At 70.8% G+C, this 18,150-nt stretch carries 23 protein-coding genes; 9 read left to right on the plus strand and 14 right to left on the minus strand.

What is annotated here, in order from left to right:
• The 5 genes from KBO27_RS09720 to KBO27_RS09740 all read right to left on the minus strand — a co-directional run bounded on the left by KBO27_RS09720 (nucleotide 1) and on the right by KBO27_RS09740 (nucleotide 3,947).
• A complete protein-coding gene (locus KBO27_RS09720; protein WP_210969621.1) occupies nucleotides 1–420 on the minus strand; it encodes a CBS domain-containing protein in 420 nt (139 codons plus the stop codon).
• A 134-nt stretch (nucleotides 421–554) separates the two neighbouring features.
• The gene (locus KBO27_RS09725) at nucleotides 555–791 is read right to left on the minus strand and encodes a hypothetical protein (protein WP_246536627.1); all 237 of its coding nucleotides are present in this window, start codon (nucleotides 789–791) and stop codon (nucleotides 555–557) included.
• Between the two features lie 90 nt (nucleotides 792–881).
• The gene (locus KBO27_RS09730) at nucleotides 882–3,110 is read right to left on the minus strand and encodes a heavy metal translocating P-type ATPase (protein ID WP_210969623.1); all 2,229 of its coding nucleotides are present in this window, start codon (nucleotides 3,108–3,110) and stop codon (nucleotides 882–884) included.
• Between the two features lie 28 nt (nucleotides 3,111–3,138).
• Nucleotides 3,139–3,339, minus strand: coding sequence for a heavy-metal-associated domain-containing protein (locus KBO27_RS09735; protein ID WP_132677730.1), 201 nt, complete (start codon nucleotides 3,337–3,339; stop codon nucleotides 3,139–3,141).
• A gap of 179 nt (nucleotides 3,340–3,518) precedes the next feature.
• Nucleotides 3,519–3,947: a Rieske (2Fe-2S) protein gene (locus tag KBO27_RS09740; protein WP_210969624.1), complete on the minus strand. Its 429-nt coding sequence runs from the start codon at nucleotides 3,945–3,947 to the stop codon at nucleotides 3,519–3,521.
• Between the two features lie 120 nt (nucleotides 3,948–4,067).
• Between KBO27_RS09740 and KBO27_RS09745 the strand changes: the two genes are divergently transcribed.
• From KBO27_RS09745 to KBO27_RS09755, 3 genes are read left to right on the plus strand one after another with little or no spacing between them, the layout of a single operon-like run.
• Nucleotides 4,068–4,442, plus strand: a complete 375-nt coding sequence (locus tag KBO27_RS09745) for a hypothetical protein (RefSeq protein ID WP_210969625.1) — start codon at nucleotides 4,068–4,070, stop codon at nucleotides 4,440–4,442.
• 23 nt (nucleotides 4,443–4,465) lie between these two features.
• Nucleotides 4,466–4,951 (plus strand): sigma-70 family RNA polymerase sigma factor, encoded by a 486-nt coding sequence (locus tag KBO27_RS09750; protein WP_246536797.1) that lies wholly within the window; start codon nucleotides 4,466–4,468, stop codon nucleotides 4,949–4,951.
• Nucleotides 4,948–5,598 (plus strand): zf-HC2 domain-containing protein, encoded by a 651-nt coding sequence (locus KBO27_RS09755; RefSeq protein WP_210969627.1) that lies wholly within the window; start codon nucleotides 4,948–4,950, stop codon nucleotides 5,596–5,598. The genes KBO27_RS09750 and KBO27_RS09755 overlap by 4 nt, the downstream gene beginning before the upstream one ends.
• On the opposite strand, the gene KBO27_RS09760 is transcribed toward KBO27_RS09755, so the two are convergent.
• Nucleotides 5,588–6,340: a lipoate--protein ligase family protein gene (locus KBO27_RS09760; RefSeq protein WP_210969628.1), complete on the minus strand. Its 753-nt coding sequence runs from the start codon at nucleotides 6,338–6,340 to the stop codon at nucleotides 5,588–5,590. The two genes, KBO27_RS09755 and KBO27_RS09760, sit on opposite strands and share 11 nt — an antisense overlap.
• An 80-nt stretch (nucleotides 6,341–6,420) precedes the next feature.
• The gene (locus KBO27_RS09765) at nucleotides 6,421–6,939 is read right to left on the minus strand and encodes a VOC family protein (RefSeq protein ID WP_210969629.1); all 519 of its coding nucleotides are present in this window, start codon (nucleotides 6,937–6,939) and stop codon (nucleotides 6,421–6,423) included.
• 123 nt (nucleotides 6,940–7,062) lie between these two features.
• Here KBO27_RS09765 and ligD point away from each other — a divergent pair, with 123 nt between their 5' ends.
• A complete protein-coding gene (ligD, locus tag KBO27_RS09770; protein WP_210969630.1) occupies nucleotides 7,063–8,625 on the plus strand; it encodes a non-homologous end-joining DNA ligase in 1,563 nt (520 codons plus the stop codon).
• A 244-nt stretch (nucleotides 8,626–8,869) separates the two neighbouring features.
• Here the strand turns inward: ligD and KBO27_RS09775 are convergent, their stop codons facing one another.
• The 5 genes from KBO27_RS09775 to KBO27_RS09795 all read right to left on the minus strand — a co-directional run bounded on the left by KBO27_RS09775 (nucleotide 8,870) and on the right by KBO27_RS09795 (nucleotide 12,427).
• Nucleotides 8,870–9,544: an iron-sulfur cluster assembly protein gene (locus tag KBO27_RS09775; protein ID WP_210969631.1), complete on the minus strand. Its 675-nt coding sequence runs from the start codon at nucleotides 9,542–9,544 to the stop codon at nucleotides 8,870–8,872.
• Nucleotides 9,541–10,545, minus strand: a complete 1,005-nt coding sequence (locus tag KBO27_RS09780; protein ID WP_132679482.1) for an amidohydrolase family protein — start codon at nucleotides 10,543–10,545, stop codon at nucleotides 9,541–9,543. Before KBO27_RS09780 ends, KBO27_RS09775 begins: the two co-directional genes overlap by 4 nt.
• 13 nt (nucleotides 10,546–10,558) lie before the next feature.
• Nucleotides 10,559–11,587 carry an NAD(P)-dependent alcohol dehydrogenase gene (locus KBO27_RS09785; protein WP_210969632.1) on the minus strand — a complete coding sequence of 343 codons (1,029 nt, stop codon included), beginning with the start codon at nucleotides 11,585–11,587 and terminating at the stop codon, nucleotides 10,559–10,561.
• A 149-nt stretch (nucleotides 11,588–11,736) separates the two neighbouring features.
• Nucleotides 11,737–12,126: a cold-shock protein gene (locus tag KBO27_RS09790; protein ID WP_210969825.1), complete on the minus strand. Its 390-nt coding sequence runs from the start codon at nucleotides 12,124–12,126 to the stop codon at nucleotides 11,737–11,739.
• Between the two features lie 100 nt (nucleotides 12,127–12,226).
• Nucleotides 12,227–12,427 (minus strand): hypothetical protein, encoded by a 201-nt coding sequence (locus KBO27_RS09795; protein ID WP_132679479.1) that lies wholly within the window; start codon nucleotides 12,425–12,427, stop codon nucleotides 12,227–12,229.
• 212 nt (nucleotides 12,428–12,639) lie between these two features.
• On the opposite strand from KBO27_RS09795, the gene KBO27_RS09800 reads away from it, so the two are divergent.
• Together KBO27_RS09800 and KBO27_RS09805 are read left to right on the plus strand one after the other, a co-directional pair.
• Nucleotides 12,640–13,395 (plus strand): enoyl-CoA hydratase/isomerase family protein, encoded by a 756-nt coding sequence (locus KBO27_RS09800; RefSeq protein WP_210969633.1) that lies wholly within the window; start codon nucleotides 12,640–12,642, stop codon nucleotides 13,393–13,395.
• 182 nt (nucleotides 13,396–13,577) lie between these two features.
• Nucleotides 13,578–14,720, plus strand: a complete 1,143-nt coding sequence (locus KBO27_RS09805) for an alkaline phosphatase PhoX (RefSeq protein WP_210969634.1) — start codon at nucleotides 13,578–13,580, stop codon at nucleotides 14,718–14,720.
• A gap of 3 nt (nucleotides 14,721–14,723) precedes the next feature.
• Here the strand turns inward: KBO27_RS09805 and KBO27_RS09810 are convergent, their stop codons facing one another.
• On the minus strand, nucleotides 14,724–15,185 hold the full coding sequence (locus KBO27_RS09810) for a MarR family winged helix-turn-helix transcriptional regulator (RefSeq protein WP_210969635.1): 462 nt from the start codon (nucleotides 15,183–15,185) through the stop codon (nucleotides 14,724–14,726).
• Nucleotides 15,186–15,244: 59 nt separating this feature from the next.
• Between KBO27_RS09810 and KBO27_RS09815 the strand changes: the two genes are divergently transcribed.
• The 3 genes from KBO27_RS09815 to KBO27_RS09825 all read left to right on the plus strand — a co-directional run bounded on the left by KBO27_RS09815 (nucleotide 15,245) and on the right by KBO27_RS09825 (nucleotide 17,139).
• A complete protein-coding gene (locus tag KBO27_RS09815) occupies nucleotides 15,245–15,652 on the plus strand; it encodes a DUF5313 family protein (protein WP_307870317.1) in 408 nt (135 codons plus the stop codon).
• A 62-nt stretch (nucleotides 15,653–15,714) separates the two neighbouring features.
• The gene (locus KBO27_RS09820; RefSeq protein WP_210969636.1) at nucleotides 15,715–16,317 is read left to right on the plus strand and encodes a helix-turn-helix domain-containing protein; all 603 of its coding nucleotides are present in this window, start codon (nucleotides 15,715–15,717) and stop codon (nucleotides 16,315–16,317) included.
• A gap of 81 nt (nucleotides 16,318–16,398) precedes the next feature.
• On the plus strand, nucleotides 16,399–17,139 hold the full coding sequence (locus KBO27_RS09825; RefSeq protein WP_210969637.1) for an SDR family NAD(P)-dependent oxidoreductase: 741 nt from the start codon (nucleotides 16,399–16,401) through the stop codon (nucleotides 17,137–17,139).
• Between the two features lie 27 nt (nucleotides 17,140–17,166).
• Here KBO27_RS09825 and KBO27_RS09830 read toward each other — a convergent pair whose 3' ends face one another.
• Nucleotides 17,167–18,120 (minus strand): pyridoxal-phosphate dependent enzyme, encoded by a 954-nt coding sequence (locus KBO27_RS09830; protein ID WP_210969638.1) that lies wholly within the window; start codon nucleotides 18,118–18,120, stop codon nucleotides 17,167–17,169.
• Nucleotides 18,121–18,150: the final 30 nt, after the last annotated feature.

The following is an 18,150-nucleotide window of genomic DNA, read 5'->3' on the forward strand; positions in this document are numbered from 1 at the left end:
TCACTTCCCGGCGCAAATGGTCTCCACGAAGTGCGCGAGCTGGTCATCGCCGATGTGCTGGGCGAGGTCGGCCTGACTGATCATGCCGACCAACCGGTGGTCGGATATCACCGGAATCCGGCGGATCTTGTGCTCCTCCATCATCGTCAGCACCTGGTCGACGTCCGAACGCGCATCGATCCAGTGTGGCGCTCCCTGCGCCAACTCGCCCGCTTTGACCTGAGAGGGGTCCCGACCCTCGGCGCAGCAGCGGAGCACGATGTCGCGGTCGGTGATGATGCCGTGCAGCCGGTCGTCCTGCCCGCAGATCGGCAGCGAACCGACGTCGAGATCGCGCATCATCTGCGCGGCCTTGAAGAGGGTCTCGTTCTCGCCGATGCACTCCGCACCGGGATGCATGATGTCTCGTGCCGTGGTCATGATGCGGCCTCCTCTTCGTTGTGGGGACGCTCCCGCACTACCCGAGGCCCCTGTGACCGAAACCCGCGTGATCGGATACAGAATCCGAAACCGGCGCCGAGCCCACGACCGCGTCGACGCCGGGCGCGCCGGACTCAGTACTCGTGCATCAGGCGGTCGAACGCGGAATTGGCCGCGGCCCACTCCAGCGTGAGCACCTCCGCCGGAACCTCCGAACGCGGCTCGGCGTCCACGGTGACGACGAAGCCCCGGTCGCCGCGCCGGCGACGCAGCTGCACCAGCCGCCCACCCGCCGACCTGCCGATGCGCTCGCCCTGGTCGTTTGACTCGATCTGCCCTGGTTGCAGGGTTGCTGTGGTGAATTCCGCCATGCCCCCATTGCACCCCACCCGGTCAAGCCCGGCACGCGCGAACGCCCACCCGATCAAGGACCGGGTGGGCGTTCGCGCGGCGAGTGCCGGTTATCGCGCCGTGGTGCGGAAGCGACGCAGGCGCAGGCTGTTGCCGACGACGAACAACGAGCTGAACGCCATCGCCGCGCCGGCGATCATCGGGTTGAGCAGCCCGGCCGCCGCCAGCGGCAGCGCCGCCACGTTGTAGGCCAACGCCCAGAACATGTTGCCCCGGATGGTCGTCAGCGTGCGCCGCGACAGCCGGATCGCGTCCACCGCAGCGCGCAGGTCACCGCGCACCAGCGTCAGGTCACCGGCCTCGATGGCGATGTCGGTGCCGGTGCCCATCGACAGGCCGAGATCGGCCTGGGCCAGGGCCGCGGCGTCGTTGACGCCGTCGCCGACCATCGCCACCGCCTTGCCCTCGCCCTGCAGGCGCTTGACGACCTCGACCTTGTCGGCCGGCATGACCTCGGCGATGACCTCGTCGATGCCGACCTGCGCGGCGACCGCGGCGGCCACCGCCGCGTTGTCTCCGGTGAGCAGGACCGGCGTCAGGCCGAGCTCGCGCAGCTGCGAGATCGCTTGCTGCGACGTCGGTTTCACCGTGTCGGCCACGATCAAAACCGCGCGCACCGCGCCGTCCCAGGCCACCACGATCGCGGTCTTGCCCTCGGACTCGGCCGCGGCCTTGGACTCCGCGAGCGGTCCGTCGAGGTGCAGGCCCCACTGCTCCAGCAGCGCCGCGCGGCCGGCCAGCACCGCACGCCCCTCGACGACGCCCTGGACGCCGAGCCCTTCCAGGTTCGCGAACTCCACGACCTCCGGGAGCTCACCGACCTCGTGGCGCGCGCCGGTGGTGATGGCGCGGGCGATGGGGTGCTCGGAGGCGTTCTCCACGGCTCCGGCCACCCGCAGCGCCTCGGCGCGGCCGGTGCCCTCGGCGGTGCGCACGTCGAGCAGCTGCATCTTCCCGGTGGTCACGGTTCCGGTCTTGTCCAGCACGACCGTGTCGATCCGCCGGGTGGACTCCAGGACCTGCGGGCCCTTGATGAGCACGCCCAGCTGCGCGCCGCGACCGGTTCCCACCAGCAGCGCGGTCGGCGTGGCCAGGCCCATCGCGCACGGGCAGGCGATGATCAGCACGGCCACCGCGGCGGTGAACGCCGCGGTCACCGGCTGTCCGGCCACCAGCCAGCCCAGCAGGGTCAGCAGCGCCAGGCCGATCACGATCGGCACGAACACCGCCGACACGCGGTCGGCGAGCCGCTGGATCTGCGCCTTGCCGGTCTGGGCCTCCTCGACCATCCGCGCCATCTGCGACAGCTGCGTGTCGGACCCGATCTGGGTGGCGCGCACGACCAGCCGGCCACCGGCGTTGACGGTCGCGCCCACGACCGCGTCCCCCGGGCCGACCTCGACCGGAACGGATTCACCGGTGAGCATCGAGGCGTCGACGGCCGAACCGCCCTCCTCCACCACGCCATCGGTGGCGATCTTCTCGCCGGGACGGACCACGAAGCGATCGCCGACGGCCAGCTGCGCCGTGGGCACCCGGACCTCTTCGCCGTCGCGCAGCACGGCCACGTCCTTGGCGCCCAGCTCCAGCAGCGCCCGCAGCGCGGCTCCGGCACGCCGCTTGGCGCGCGCCTCGAAGTAGCGCCCGGCCAGCACGAACGTGGTGACCGCTGCGGCGACCTCCAGGTAGATCGAGCTCGTGGCATCGCCGCGTTCGATGGTCAGCGCGAACGGGTGGGTCATGCCCGGCATGCCCGCGTGCCCGAACAGCAGCGCGTAGAGCGACCAGAAGAACGCCGCGAGCGTGCCCATCGACACCAGGGTGTCCATGGTCGCCGCGCCGTGCCGCAGGTTCAGCCACGCCGCGCGGTGCAGCGGCCAGCCACCCCAGACCACCACCGGCGCGGCCAGCACCAGCGAGATCCACTGCCAGTAGGTGAACTGCAAGGCGGGCACCATCGCCAGCACCACGACCGGCACCGACAGGGCCAGCGAACCGAGCAGCCGCTGCCGCAACGCGTCGGCCGGCTCCTCCTGCTCGGGCTCCGCGGTGGGCAGCGCGGCACCGTAACCGGCCGCTTCGACGACCTCGACCAACCGCTGCGGGTCGAGCCCCTCGGGCGCGCTGACCTGCGCCTTCTCCGTGGCGTAGTTGACGCTGGCGGCCACACCGTCGAGCTTGTTGAGCTTGCGCTCGATCCGGTTGGCGCACGAAGCGCAGGTCATGCCGGTGATCGCCAGCTCGACGGTCCGGTCTGCGGAGTGCTCTACCGTGGTCATGCCATTTCCCTTCGCGCCGTCCGGTCCGTCATGAGGCCAGCTCGTAGCCAGCCTCTTCGACAGCCGCGCGCACCGCGGCCTCCTGCGCGCTGCCGACGACGGTGACCGCGCCGCTGGGCAGGTCGACCTTCACGTCGGTCACACCGTCGATGGCGCCGACCTCCTCGGTCACCGAAGCCACGCAGTGCTGGCAGGTCATTCCGGTCACGTGGTAGGTCGTCTCGCTCATCGGTCCATCCCTCTCGGTTCGCGGGTTGCACGCCGACGCCTCGCGCCGACACCCTCGAATCTATACCCCCTGGGGGTACCCTTTCAAGCGAGGTCCGATGTCAATTCAGAATACCCCTCAGGGGTAGGGCCACCTGGGGTGGAGCCGGGCGTCGAGGAGACCCGGCTCCACCGGTGGACTCAGGCGGTGACGATCTGGTCGCCCTCCACCCGGACCGGGATCGAGGCCAGCGGGCGATCCGCCGGGCCCTTCTTCACCGAGCCCGACAGGGCGTCGAAGACCGAACCGTGGCAAGGGCACTTCAGCTCCGCGCCCTCGGGCTTGACCGGGCAGCCCTTGTGCGTGCAGGCGGCGTCGAAAGCCACCACCGCGGACTCGTCCGGCCTGGCCACTATGGCCTGCCTGCCGTCGGGCGCCTGCACCGGGACCGCACCCCCGACCGGCACCGCGGCCAACGGGGTCAGCGACCGACCCGACGGCGCGGGCGGCTGGTTCGGAGCGGGCTGCTGCGGTGCGGGCTCGGCACCGCAGGCGGACAGGGCGGCGACACCGGCGACGGCGCCACCGGCGGCGAGAACGGAACGGCGGGAGCGTGTGTCATCAGTCATGCGCTCGAACACGAGAGCCCGGCGGGTTCGGTTCAATTCCCTTCGACATTGAACCGAACGCACCGACTCCGCGTGTTCACTCGCGTGCACAGATGTTCCGGCGGCTCTAGGAGCGCGGCGATGGTCGGTTGGATACTGCGAGCACTGGTGGCGCTGGGCCTGCTCGGCTCGGCGTGGGTGCACTGGGTGGTGTGGCAGGACTGGGCCAAGGACATGGCCGTCGTCGGCCCGTCCTTCCTGGTCAACGTCGCGGCCGGGGTGGTGATCGCGATCGCCGTGCTCGTCTGGCGCTCACCGCTTCCCGCGATCGCCGCCATCGCCTTCGGCCTGGCCACCCTCGCCGCCTACGCCCTGTCGCTGACGGTCGGGTTCTTCGGCGTCCAGGAGCAGTTCGCCACCGGCGAGGAGGTCTGGGGCGTGATCACCGAACTCGGCTGCGTGGTGTTCGGCACCGCGCTGCTGCTCACCCGCGACCGCACCCGGGCCGCGATGTGACCGACGGCCCCGAGGCGCAGCTGATGCGCGTGCTGCACGACCAGCACGCGGCTGCGCTGCGGTCCTACGCGCTGGAGCTCACCAACGGCGACCGGGCCCACGCCGAGGACGTCGTGCAGGAGACCCTGCTGCGCGCCTGGCGCCACCCGAAGGTCCTCGACCAGTCCGAGCGCTCCGCCCGCTCGTGGCTGCTGACCGTGGCCCGGCGGATCGCCATAGACGTGTGGCGCTCCGGCACCTCGCGCGCGGAGATCATGACCGACGCTCCCCCGGAGCAGGTCAACGACGACGACACCGAGCGCGCCGTGCAGGGCTGGCTGGTCGCCGACGCGATCGCCGAGCTCAGCACCCGCCACCGCGAGGTCCTGGCGCTGTGCTTCTACCAGGGCATGTCGGTGGCCGACGCCGCCGCACGGCTCGGCGTCCCGGAGGGGACGATCAAGTCCCGCACGCACTACGCGTTGCGCGCGCTGCGCCTGGCGCTGGAGGAGAGAGGGGTGACGCGGTGAGCCGGCGACGAGACCCGCAGGGCGATCCGTTCGCCCACTTCGACGCCGCCTACGTGCTCGGCGCCCTGTCGCCGGAGGACCGGGCCGCGTTCGAGCGGCACCTCGGTCACTGCGAGAGCTGCGCGGCCGCCGTCGGCGAGCTCGCCGGCCTGCCCGGACTCCTCGCGCGGGCCGCCCCGGCCCCGGTCGACGCCGGGACCGAACCCGCAGATCCACTGCCCGAGCTGCTCGCCGAGGTCCGCCGGAGCAGGACGCGGCGCCTGGCCGGGACGGTCTCGGCAGCCGCGGTGGCGGTGGCCGCGTGCGCGGCTCTGGTGCTGTCCACCGAGCTCGCCGAGACCGGGCCGGGCACCGAGATGACCGCTCTGGGCGCCTACCCGGTCACGGCCAGCGTCAACCTCCGCGACCTGCCCTCGGGGACCCGGGTCGACGTGGACTGCGAGTACGAGGGCGGGCGCGGCGGCGACTACGTGCTGGTCGTGGTCCGCCGGGACGGCACCAGCGAGGTGCTGGCGCGGTGGTTCGCGATGCCCGACAACAACGCCGTGCTCAAGGTGACGACACCGGTGCGCCGCAGCGACATCCGGTCGCTGGAGCTGCGCACGCCCAACGGCCCGGCGATGCTGACGCTGCCCGTCACGCGGTGATGCGGTGGTCCTCGGCCAGCGCCTTGGCACGGGTCAGCAGCTCCTCCGGCAGCGCCGCCGGGTCGAGCCCGTAGCGCTGGTCGTAGGCGGCGATGACGGAGTCCTCGAACCCGTCCAGCGAACGGCCGGGGGCCTCATCGGCGAGGGAGCCGACGGAGTCGTCGTCGAAGGGCAGGTCCAGGGCTCGGTAGATCTCGGTGAGCAGCGGTCGCAGCACGTCCGCGTCATCGAGGATCGCCACCGCGCTGAACAGCCACGCGCCGCGCACCATCCGCTGCGCCGTCCCGACGAGCTTCACGCGTCCCCGGGCGTTGACGCTGTGCGCGCCGGGGCAGTACTCCCCCGGCACCGCCCCGACCTGCGCGTCGATGCCGTGCTGGGCGAGGACCTCGGACCACAGCTCGGCGTAGCCGACGAACCGCTCCTCTAAGCCCGCCAGCCGTCCCGGATCGGGCCCGGCGTGGTCGACGACCAGCGAGTTCTCGGTGTAGGCGACGGCCCGACCCCCGGGCGCCCGCAGCACCGGCGTGAACCCGGCGTCGCGCGCGGCGGCGACGGCATCGGGGAATCCCGGAAGCAGGCTGTCCCGGCGGCCGAAGGCCACCACCCGCGCCTCGGGCCGGTAGACCCGCAGCGCCGCTCCGCTCTCGCCGGCGCTGATTCGCCGCAACATCGCGTGCGCCGTGGCCACCTCCAGCGCTTGATCCCCGCCCACGCCCAACGCCCCGCGCAACAACTCCACGGCGACAGTCTACGCAGCGCACGACTCCGCGATCGCAGCGGAAACCGGGCGGCCGACCTCCGCTCGACGCGGCGCAACCATCAGTCCAGCAACGGGGTTCCGTTGAACACCGCGAGCTCCTCGCGGTAGAACTCCAGGCCGATCCCGTTGGGGTCGCGGATGTAGAGGCTGTCGTCGATGCCCCGGTCCGGGCCGACGTAGCCGATGCCGGCCTCGTCGAGCCGCTCGCGGGCGGCGGCGAAGTTCTCGGCGTCGGTGGACAGCGCGATGTGCTGCACCGCGCCGATCGTCTCCTCGAACGGCGGGTGGTCGTGGCCGGGGAAGTCGAAGAACCCCAGCAGGTTGCGGTTGCCGACGTCGAAGAAGAAGTGGCTGGAACCGGCGTAGTCGCGGTTCTCCACCAGCTCGACCAGCGGGAAGCCCAGCAGCTCCTGGTAGAAGCGGATGGTCTCCTCGACGTCCTTGCAGATCAGCGCGACGTGGTGGAAGCCCTTGACGGTCGGCGCCGGGCGCTTCCCGCTCGGCATCAGGTACTGGTCGCGGAGCTCGTCGCGACGGGCCCGGATGGCGTCCAGCTCGGCCCCTTGCGGCTGCGGCATGGTCAAACTCCTTTCGCTTTCAACCAATCTTAGGCCAACCCGGCGACCTCGCGATCAGCCGAACTCCGGCGAGCCGCCCGTCACGACGCGCTGACCTGCGCTCGCCCGTGTCAGGCTGAACCCGTGAACGAAGGCCGGCTGGCGACCTACCGGCGGATGCGCGATTTCGAGCGCACCGCCGAGCCCCGCGGCGACGGCACCACCGGGACCGGCGACCGCTTCGTCGTGCAGCGCCACCGCGCCCGCCGCAGGCACTACGACCTGCGCCTGGAGTTCGACGGTGCGCTCCTGAGCTGGGCGGTGCCCAAGGGGCCGACGCTGGACCCGGCGGTGCGCCGGATGGCCGTGCAGGTCGAGGACCACCCGCTCGAGTACGCCGACTTCGAAGGCACCATCCCGGCGGGTGAGTACGGCGGCGGCGACGTCATCGTCTGGGACCGCGGAACCTGGACGCCGGGCGAGGACGACACGGCCGCCGCCCTCGAAGCCGGCACCCTGCACTTCGAGCTGCGCGGCGAGAAGCTGCGCGGGCGGTTCGTGCTGGTCCGGCGCGGCGAGAAGCAGTGGCTGCTGCTGCACAAGCGCGACGAGCACGCCGAGGACGGCTGGGATCCCGAGCAGCACCCGAGGTCGGTCAAGAGCGGCCGCACCAACGAGGAGGTCGCCGCCGACCCGGAGGCCATGTGGCGCGGGGACCTGCCCGCCGACCAGGCCGAGATCCGGCTGCGCCCGAGCTGGGAACCCCCGAGCGATTCCGAGCTCGCCGAGCTGGAAGGGCTCAAGTCCAAGGGGACCTGGAACCTGCAGGGCCATCGGATCTCCCTGACCAACCTCGACAAGGTCCTCTTCCCGGGCCGCGACGGCGAGGAGCCGATCACCAAGCGCGAGCTGGTCGCCTACCACGCGCGGATCGCGCCGGTGATGCTTCCGTACCTGGCGGGCCGGGCGCTCAACAGCCACCGCTTCCCCAACGGCGTGGACTCCCCCGGCTTCTGGCACAAGCAGGCGCCCAGCCACGCCCCGGACTGGCTGTCGACCTGGGAGTACCCGGGCGCCGATGCCGACGACGTGCAGCGCTACATCGTCCCGGACAGCCCCGCCGCGCTCGCCTGGCTGGCCAACTACGCCGCGCTCGAACTGCACCCGTGGACCTCGCCGACCAGCGACGTGGAACACCCGAGCTGGGCGCTGTTCGACATCGACCCCGGCGAGCGGACGAGCTTCGACGAGGTGCTGACGCTGGCGAGGCTGCACCGGGCGGCGATGGATCACCTGGGCGTCGTCGCGAAACCGAAGGTGACCGGCCAGCGCGGCATCCAGATCTGGGTCCCGATCGAGCCGCGCTACACCTACGCCGAGACCCGGGCGTGGGTGGAGAAGGTGTCGCGCGCGGTCGGCAACACCGTCCCGGAACTCGTCAGCTGGGCGTGGACGAAGACCGAGCGGCACGGCCTGGCGCGGCTGGACTACACGCAGAACGTCCTCAACAAGACGCTGGTCGCCCCCTACAGCGCCCGCCCCCGGCCCGGCGCCCCGGTCTCGGTCCCCCTCGAATGGGACGAGCTCGACGACCCCGACCTCACACCGGACCGCTGGACCATCCGCACGGTCCTCGACCGCGTCACCACCACCGGCGACCCCTTCGCCGACCTCCTCAACCACCCCCAACCCCTCCCCCCGATCTAACTCCCACCCCCAACTCCAACCCCGGACCCAATTCCCGCCCAACATCCCGACCCCCTCGCCCTCGCCCTGAACGATTGAATTCAGTTAACACTGAACCCATCGTCACTACCGACTCAACTTCGCTGGCCGGATTTCCACTGAAATCGGGGTCCGAAGTTCCACTGAAATCGGGGTCCGGAATTCCATGGAAGTCCGGACCCAGGTGCCCACTGAGTTCCCAGGCCGGAGTTCCACTGAAATGTGGTCAGTGGGGGTAGCGGGTGTGGAGCAGGCCTTGGCACCAGGTCCTGTTGGCTTCGATGCTGATGCGGGTGGTGCGGGCGATCCTCAGGTGGAGCGGGAGGTCGGCCTGGGTGAGCGGGGTGCCGGTGTCGTCGGTGAGCAGCGGCGCCCGGTCGTCGTCGCGGAGGCCGAGACGTCGCCGGAGGCGGCGGAGCGCCGTGGTGTCCGGGAGGTCGGCGAGGATGAGATCGGTCAGGTCTTCGTGGGTGCGACCGGATTTGAGCAGGATTCCGGCGAGGCGCTCCTGCTCGGCGGCGTGGGCCTTGCGCAGGAACACCGCGCGGAGCTCGTCGAGCTCACCGGCGGCGAGGCCGGGGAACGCCGAGTCGAAGCCCTCCCCCGCCGCGACGCCGGCGTTGATCTCCTCGGCCGCGAAGTGGTCGAGCAGGCGGACCGTCACACGGCCGACCCCCGGCAACGAGCTCAGCGCGCCGTGGGCGTCGGCGACCATCAGGTAGGCGAAGTTCGGCGCGCAGAAGTAGGTCGGCAGCCGCAGGTCGACCTCCACCCCGTCGCCGACCACCTCGCACCGGGCGACGAACCCGAGCTCGGTGATCGGCCGGTCCAGCTCCGGATCGACCACCGAGCCCAGGGCGCGCACCACGACCTCGGTGTCCACAGTAGATATCGCGGTCATCGGGCCACCGCCTCCCGCGCGGACGGGATCTGCACCGGCACCTCGATGTCGTAGAGCTTGGCCATGTTCAGGCCCAGGACCTTGCGCTTGATGTCCGGGGTGAGCACGCCGTACTCGGACTGCATGTCCTCCGGGATCTGGAAGTCCACGAACTTCTCGATCAGCCACTTCGGCGTCCAGATCGCGTAGTCGCTGGCGAAGGTCAGCCGGTTCTCATCCAGCCAGTACAGCAGCTCACCGATGATCTGGGCGAAGTAGCGCGGCCGGGAGTGGATGAAGGGCATCGCCACCGCCAGACCGCCGTAGACGTTGGGCTCCTGCGTGGCGATCCAGCAGAAGTCCTCCAGCCGCGGCAGGCCGCAGTGCTCGACGATGAAGTTCAGCTCCGGGAACTCGGTGGCCGCGTCGTCGACGTCGGCGACGTCGAAGGCGTCCCGGTTGAGCGGGTAGATCGTCGGCCCCTTGTGCACGTGGATGTTGCGGATTCCCAGCTCCTGGCACTTGTCCAGGTACCGGTAGGACCACGGGTCGGAGAGCTTCCAGCCCTTGGAGGCGCCCTTCCACTCGGCGGTGTAGAGCTTCACGCCACGCAGGTTCCAGCGCTCCGCCTGCCGCTCCAGCGCGGTCAGCCCCTCGTCCTCGTCACGCGGGTCCCAGCTGCCGTTGACGATGAAGCGCTCCGGGTACTTCTCGGCGAGCGTCCCGTCCCGCTCGGTGGTGTTGAAGCCGTTGACGAAGAAGTCGGTGAGGTAGGTCGGCTGGAAGATGGCCTTGTCGACGTAGCCGACCTCGAACAGGTCGTGCAGCACGTCTTGCTCGCTCTGCAGCTGGAAGTGCTCCAGCGACCACTTGTGCTCCTCCGGGCTGAGGTTGGAGTGGTAGTCGTAGAAGCAGTTGAGGAACCCGGTGCCGTAGCGGTTGGCCTGGTTGGCGGGCGTGCCATCCCAGAAGTGGATGTGCCCGTCCACGATGAAGTACTGCTCGTCGCCCTTGACGTACATGTCCGCGTCCTTCCTATGGCACCAGAATTGCTCGACCGCCGGGAATGCGGCCGGCGTCGAGATCGGCGAGCGCGTCCAGCGCCTCGTCCAGCCCGTACTTGCGCGTGCGCAGCGAGACCTGGCCCCGCGCGGTCAGCGCCATCAGCTCGTCGAGGTCGTTGTAGGAGCCGACGAGGTTGCCGATCACGTTGATCTCGCGGGAGATCACGTCGATGGTCGGGATGTCGACCTTCCCGCCGTAGCCGATGACGAAGTACGAGCCCGCCTGCCTGGTCAGCGCCACGCCCTCGGCCTCGGTACCGCCCTCCCCGACGAAGTCGAGCACCACGTGGGCGCCCTGACCTGCGGTGATCTCCAGCGCGGTGTCGACCTGCGAGCCGTCGGCGAGCACGGCGTGGTGGGCCCCGAGCTGCGTCGCGAGGTCCAGCGCCTCCTGCGATCGGTCGATGACGGTGATCTCGGCGGGCGTCATGGCCAGCAACGACTGCAGACCGATGTGGCCGAGCCCGCCCGCGCCGATGACGATCACGTGGGTGCCCGCGTGCAGCAGCGGCACGGCCTTGCGCACCGCGTGGTAGGCCGTGAGCCCCGCATCGGCCAGGGCGGCGACGTCGGCGGGTTCCAGACCGTCGTCGAGGCGGACCACCGAGCGGGCGTTGGTCAGCATCAGCTCGGCCATGCCGCCGTCGGCGTTGATGCCGGGGAAGCGGGAGTTCTCGCAGTGCACGTCGTCGCCGGAGCGGCAGGCCCGGCAGAGCCCGCAGGTCACCAGCGGGTGCAGGATGACGCGGTCACCGGGAGCGGTGTTGCTGACCGCCGAGCCGACCTCGCGGACCGTTCCGGCGTTCTCGTGGCCGATGACGTAGGGCAGCGCGACGCCGCTCTTGTCCTTCCACTGGCCTTCGATGATGTGCAGGTCGGTCCGGCAGACACCGGCGGCGTTGATCTCCACCAGCACGTCCCAGGGGCCGGTGACCTCGGGATCCGGGACCGATTCGACGACAGGCTTCTGCTCGTACTCGTGCACGCGTACCGCTCGCACCGCCGACCACCTCCGGCTCGACCAGGACGGGTCCGTCCCAGGTTGCGCCGAAGCGGCCATGACCGCCCGTCGGGCCGGGCCGTCTGACTCGGTCAAGTCGGGCGATCAGCGATGCCGCCCGGGCGGATGCGCTTGCCGCGCAGAGCGGTTCAGGCGTCGACCCAGCCGTGGCGGACAGCGATCTGGGTGAGCTTCTGGCGAACCTGCAGGATCTGCTCGGCGGTCATCGTCGGCGCGGAGGTCAGCAGCGCTTCGGTGACGGTCTCGTGGAACTCCTTCGCCGAGAGCACGTCGAAGAGCTCCTCCTCCGGCGGCTGCTCGCCGGGCGCGGCGGACTGGCGCAGGATCTGGACGTTGGAGGCCTTGGGGCCGCGGTCGCTGTCCTCGGGGTCGAACTCGACGACCACACCGGGGGCGACCAGCCGCTTGTCGAAGGTCAGGTCGTTGACGTGGATGAAGACGTCCTCGCCACCCCCGTCGGGCGCCACGAACCCGTACCCGCGCACCTCGTCGAACCGGACGACCTTGCCCGTGACCATCTTCGGCACCCCACCTTCACCCCGTACCCGCACCGCAGGTCAGGCACTCTACCTGCGGTCACATCGGCGGGGCGAACCCAGTGCCGGTGCGGTCCGCGGACTACCGGCGCGGCATCGGGATGTCGGTGTCGGGGCGGCTGCGCTCCTTGGGTCCGTGCTCGATGAAATCCGCGGCGAACTTGATCCCGGCCTGGTAGGCCTCCACCCGGGCACGGCCGATCTCGGCCTCGATCGTCTCCGGGTGCAGCTCCTCAGCCAGCGAGCGCATCTCCGCCAAGCGACTGCGGGTCTCCTCATCCATGTGTGCGCCATCCTTCCGCGTGAACATCTCCGGAGATCCTCACTGGTTTTCACGTTCTTCGCACGGCCGACGGACAGGCTAGTCGCGAACCCCGACCGATCCCGATCAGGTGAAGACCGCCCCGCCGTTAGCCCCGCCACGACCCGGGGTCACCGGTGACGATCAGCGGATACGATCCGCCGGGCAGCGGGAGGCAACGGCGCGGAGGTGGCATGAGCAGCGGGGAACTGCGACTGGAAGTCGATCAGAACGTGGCCCGGATCACGATCGACAACGCCGGCAAGCGCAACGCGATGAACGCCGCCATGTGGCGACGGCTGCCCGAACTGCTCGCCGAGGCCACCGCCGACCCCGAGATCCGGGTCGTGGTGCTCACCGGTGCCGGTGACGCGTTCTGCGCCGGCGCCGACATCTCCGAGCTGCACGAGATCGAGAGCCCCGAGGGCAGCGCCACCGAACCGGCGGAGCGGGCGCTGCTGGAGTGCCCGCTGCCGACGATCGCGCTGATCAACGGCCTGTGCATCGGCGGTGGCTGCCAGCTGGCGGCGGCCTGCGATCTGCGCATCGCCGCCGAGTCCGCCGTCTTCGGCATCACCCCGGCCAAGCTCGGCGTGGTGTACCCGCCTTCGAGCATCGCGCGGCTGACCGAGCTGGTCGGACCGTCGGCGGCGAAGTTGCTGCTGTTCTCCGCGGACTTCTTCAACGCGCCGCGCGCCCTGGCCATGCGACTGGTCGACGAGGTCGTGGCCGACCCGGCGGAGCGGGTGGCCGAGCTGGCCGGGACCATCGCGGGACGGTCCCAGCTGAGCGTGCGCGCGGCCAAGGAGCTGGTGGACCTGGCCGGGCGCAGCGAGCCGCTGGCCGAGCGGGCCGAGCACTGGCACGACGTCGCGGTCAAGACGGGCGAGACCGCCGAGGGCGTCGGCGCGTTCCTCGAACGCCGTTTGCCGGTTTTCCCGTTCGCCTAGCGGCACTTCGCGTCCGAGCACGTCATCCCGCAGTTCACTCCTCTGTGGACGGTGAAGCGGAACCGCCGTTACCGCGCGCTACACGCACTGTTCATCCTTTTCGCGATGATCAGTCCACGCGCGCCGATCTACCGTCGCGGTACCCGAGCACATGAACTCCCACCGCGCACCGGAGGAAAACCGTGGAACGTCGCACCTTCCTGCGCGCCGCCGTCACCGGCGGTGCCGCTGTCGCGTTCGGCTTCAGCGTGACCCGCGAGGCCATCGCCTACCCGGCGCAGACCGGGCCCAGCCCGTACGGCCCGCTGCAGGCCGCCGACGCCAACGGCCTCGAACTGCCCGCGAACTTCACCAGCCGGGTGCTCGCCCACACCGGCGAGACCGTCGCCGGGACCGGCCACACCTGGCACGGTGCGCCGGACGGCGGTGCTTGCTTCGCCGACGGCGACGGCTGGATCTACGTGTCCAACTCCGAGCTCCCGCTGGGCACCGGCGGCGTCAGCGCGCTGCGCTTCGACGCCACGGCCACCATCACCGGCGCCTACCCGATCCTGACCGGCACCACGCAGAACTGCTCGGGCGGCGCGACTCCGTGGAACACCTGGCTGTCCTGCGAGGAGACCGACCGCGGCTACGTCTTCGAGACCGACCCGTGGGGCGGTGAGGCGGTCCGCCGCGACGCGATGGGCCGGTTCAAGCACGAGGCCGCTGCCGCCGACCCGGACCGCAAGGTCGTCTACCTGACCGAGGACGAGTCCGACGGCAACTTCTACCGCTTCGTGCCGACCACCTGGGGCGACATGTCGGCCGGCACGCTGCAGGTCCTCGCCGGGGCCGATGACGCGCTGACCTGGGTCGACGTTCCGGACCCGACGGGCGCCACGATCCGCACCCGCCACCAGGTCGACACCGCGCGCGTCTTCGACGGCGGCGAGGGCGCCTACTACCGCAACGGCACCTGCTTCTTCACCACCAAGGGCGACAACCGCGTCTGGGCCTACGACGCGGTGGCCAACGCGCTCCACGTCGCCTACGACGACGACCTCACCCAGGACGGTCCGCTGAGCGGCGTCGACAACATCACCGGCACCGCGACCGGAGACCTCTACGTCGCCGAGGACGGCGGCAACATGGAGATCTGCATCATCACGCCCGACGACGTGGTGGCGCCGTTCCTGCGGGTGGTCGGCCAGGACGAGTCCGAGCTGTGCGGCGTGGCGTTCAACCCGGCGGGCGACCGGCTGTACTTCTCCTCGCAGCGCGGACCGGCCGGCAGCAGCTCCGACGGTTACACCTACGAGATCACCGGCCCGTTCCGGAAGTGATCGTCACCTGGCGTCCAGGGCGCGGCGGCTGGCCGAGATGACCTTGGTCAGGGCCCCGTGGAGCTCTTCGAGCTCGGAGAGCTCCACGCCCAGGGTCTCGACGATCTGGTAAGGGATCTTCTCGGCTTCGGCGCGCAGCCGCGCGCCCTCCTCGGTCAGCGCAACCTCCAGCCTGCGCTCGTCGCTGCGGCTGCGGGTGCGCAGCACGTAGCCCACCGATTCCAGGCGCTTGAGCAGCGGCGACAGCGTGGCCGCGTCGGCGTGCAGCACGTCGCAGAGGTCGGTGACCGAGCGCGGCGAGCGTTCCCAGAGCGCGAGCATCACCAGGTACTGCGGGTGCGTGAGGTTCATCGGCGCCAGCAGCGGCCGGTACAGCGAGATGACGTTGCGGGAGGCGACCGACAGCGCGAAGCACACCTGGCGGTCGAGGGCGAGCGGGTCCTCGCCCAGGTCGGGAGTCTGCACGGGGTCAGCTTACTCACCTTCCACTACGCGCTAATAGTTAGTGTGCTAAATATCGGGGTGTGAGCCAACACCCCGACGCCCGCCTCGTGCGACCGAATCCGCTGCTGTGGATCTGGTACGCCTTCGGCGGCCGCCTGCCCGCACGGCACCGCGAGTGGGTGCTCCACGACGTCACCTGCCGGACCTGGGTGCTGCGGCACACCGCGCGCAGCCTCGTCCAGATCTCACCCGGGCTGCTGTTCCTGCTGCTCCCGGGCCCGCTGTGGATCCGAGTGATGTCGGTGCTCGGCGGTGTCATCCTCGCGCTGTGGTACTCGCTGTCCTACATGGAGCACACCTGCGAGTACCGGCTGCACAAGCACGGCTTCCCCATCGGCACCGGCCGGTCCACGCGCGAAGCCGCCCACACCGAGGCTCGTGCCAAGCGCGCCTCCCGCTACGACGAGATCTACCGCAACAACGGCTGAGCGCTCGTGCGCCCAGGTGAGCCCGGTGGCAATCCCGGTTGCCACGGTGGCAAGGTGGGTGGGTGGACGCGGAATTCGGGCAAGCACTGGACGCCGTCGGGCCAAGGTTGCGGGCGCTGAGACGGCAGCGGGAAACGACCCTCGCGGACCTCTCGAAGGCCACCGGGATCTCGGTGAGCACCCTGTCGAGGTTGGAGTCCGGCTCGCGCAAACCGACCCTCGAACTGCTGCTGCCGCTGGCCAAGGCGCACGGGGTCACGCTCGACGAGCTCGTCGACGCCCCGCCCACCGGCGACCCGCGGGTGCACCTGCGGCCGGTCAAGCGGGGCGGCCTGACGATGCTGCCGCTGACCCGGCGCGCGGGTGGCATCCAGGCGTACAAGCTGATCCTCCCGGCGGGGAGCCGCCGCAACGAGCCCGATCCGCAGACCCACGAGGGATACGAGTGGCTCTACGTCCTCAACGGCCGGCTGCGCATGGTGCTCGGCGAGCACGACGTGGTGCTCTCCCCCGGCGAGGCCGCCGAGTTCGACACCCGGGTCCCGCACTGGTTCGGCGCCGCCGACGACGAGGCCGTGGAGTTCCTGAGCCTGTTCGGCAAGCAGGGCGAACGAGCCCACCTCCGCGCCCGCCCGAAGCAGGCTCCCGACGGCCAGGGGTCGTGATCTCCCCACCTGCGCCCTCACCCGATCTTCCTCGGCGAGTTAGGTTGAGCGCCGACGGCTGAGGTTCGAGGAGGAGTATCGATGGGCAAGCCAACGCCGGTGGCGGTGGTCACCGGGGCCAGCAGCGGGATCGGCGCCGCCAGCGCCAAGGCCCTGGCCGAGGCGGGCTTCGAGGTGGTGCTCGGTGCGCGCCGGCTGGACCGGTTGCAGGAGATCGCCGACCCCATCGGGGGCCGGGCGCTGGAGCTCGACGTCACCGACCAGTCCTCGGTCGACGCGTTCACCGACGCCGTCGAGCGCTGCGACCTGCTGGTGAACAACGCGGGCGGCGCGGTCGGCTCCGAGACCATCCTGGACGCCAAGGACGAGGACTGGCAGTGGATGTACGAGACCAACGTGATGGGCACCCTGCGGGTGACCCGCGCGCTGCTGCCCAAGCTGCTGGAGTCCGGTGACGGGCAGGTCATCAACATCGGTTCGGTCGCGGGCCGCGAGCCCTACGCCACCGGCGGCGGCTACAACGCGGCCAAGCACGCGGTCGCGGCGCTGACGCGCGTGCTGCGGCTGGAGATGTTCGGCCAGCCGATCCGGGTGTGCGAGATCGACCCCGGCCTGGTCCAGACGGAGTTCAGCCTGGTCCGCTTCCGCGGCGACCAGGAGAAGGCCGACGCCGTCTACCAGGACACCAACCCGCTCACCGCGGAGGACGTCGCCGAGACCGTCTCCTGGGTGGCGACCCGTCCCCCGCACGTCAACGTCGACCAGATCCTGCTGCTGGCACGCGACCAGACCTCGGCGCGCGTGATCCACCGCTCGGAGTGACCGGCGCCGGGGCTGGGCGCCGCGCGTTCAGCCCCGGAAGCGGTCGGCCCAGGCCATGACGTCGGCCGGGGTGGCGTTGCCGCCGCAGACGACGAGTCCGAGCTTGACGTCCTCGCGCTCGGCGATGATCCGGCGGGCGGCCGGGAGCAGGCAGCCGGCGGCCGGTTCGGCCCACAGCTTCGCGTGCCCGGCGAGGTCCAGAACGCCCTGCACCGCTTCGGAATCGGGCACCACCAGCACGTCTTCGACCCTCTCGCGCACGTGCCGGTAGGTCAGTTCGGAGACGGCCGGGGCGCTGAGGGTCGACACGATCGAGGACAGCTCGACGGCCACCGGGCCGCCCGCCGCCAGCGCCGCTGACATCGCCTCGGCGCCTTCGGTTTCCACGCCCCAGATCCGCACGCCGGGGCGCTTCGCGCGCAGCGCGGTGGCCACGCCCGAGATGAGACCGCCGCCGCCGATGCTGACCAGCACGTCGGTGAGTTCGCCCGCGTCCTCGGCGAATTCGAGGCCGACCGTGCCCTGCGCGGCGATCACCGCGGGGTCGTCGAAGGGGTGCACCAGGGTGCTGCCCTCGGCCCGGAGCCGGTCGGTGAGCGCGAACGCCCCGGCCATGTCGTCGGCCAGGCGGACGGTCGCCCCGGCGGACTCGGCCACCTCCACGGCCCGCTCCGGCGCGGAGCGCGGCATCACGACGGTCGCCTTGACGTGCAGGGCACCGGCCATCACCGCCAGGCCGATGCCGTGGTTGCCGCCGCTGACCGCGACCACACCGGCCGCGCGCTCGGCCTCGGTCAACGACAGCAGCTTGGCCACCGCGCCGCGAGCCTTGAACGACCCGGTGCGCTGCAACAGCTCCAGCTTCACCGTCACCGGTGCGCCGAGCAGCTCGGACAGCCCCGGACTGGTCACCGTCGGCGTGCGCACCACGTGCCCTTCGATGGCCTTCGCAGCGGCTTCGACGTCCTCGATCCCGATCACAACGCGCCTCCCCAGCACTCCTACCTCCGC

This window comes from Saccharopolyspora endophytica, assembly GCF_018070075.1.
Taxonomy (GTDB): Bacteria; Actinomycetota; Actinomycetes; order Mycobacteriales; family Pseudonocardiaceae; genus Saccharopolyspora; species Saccharopolyspora endophytica.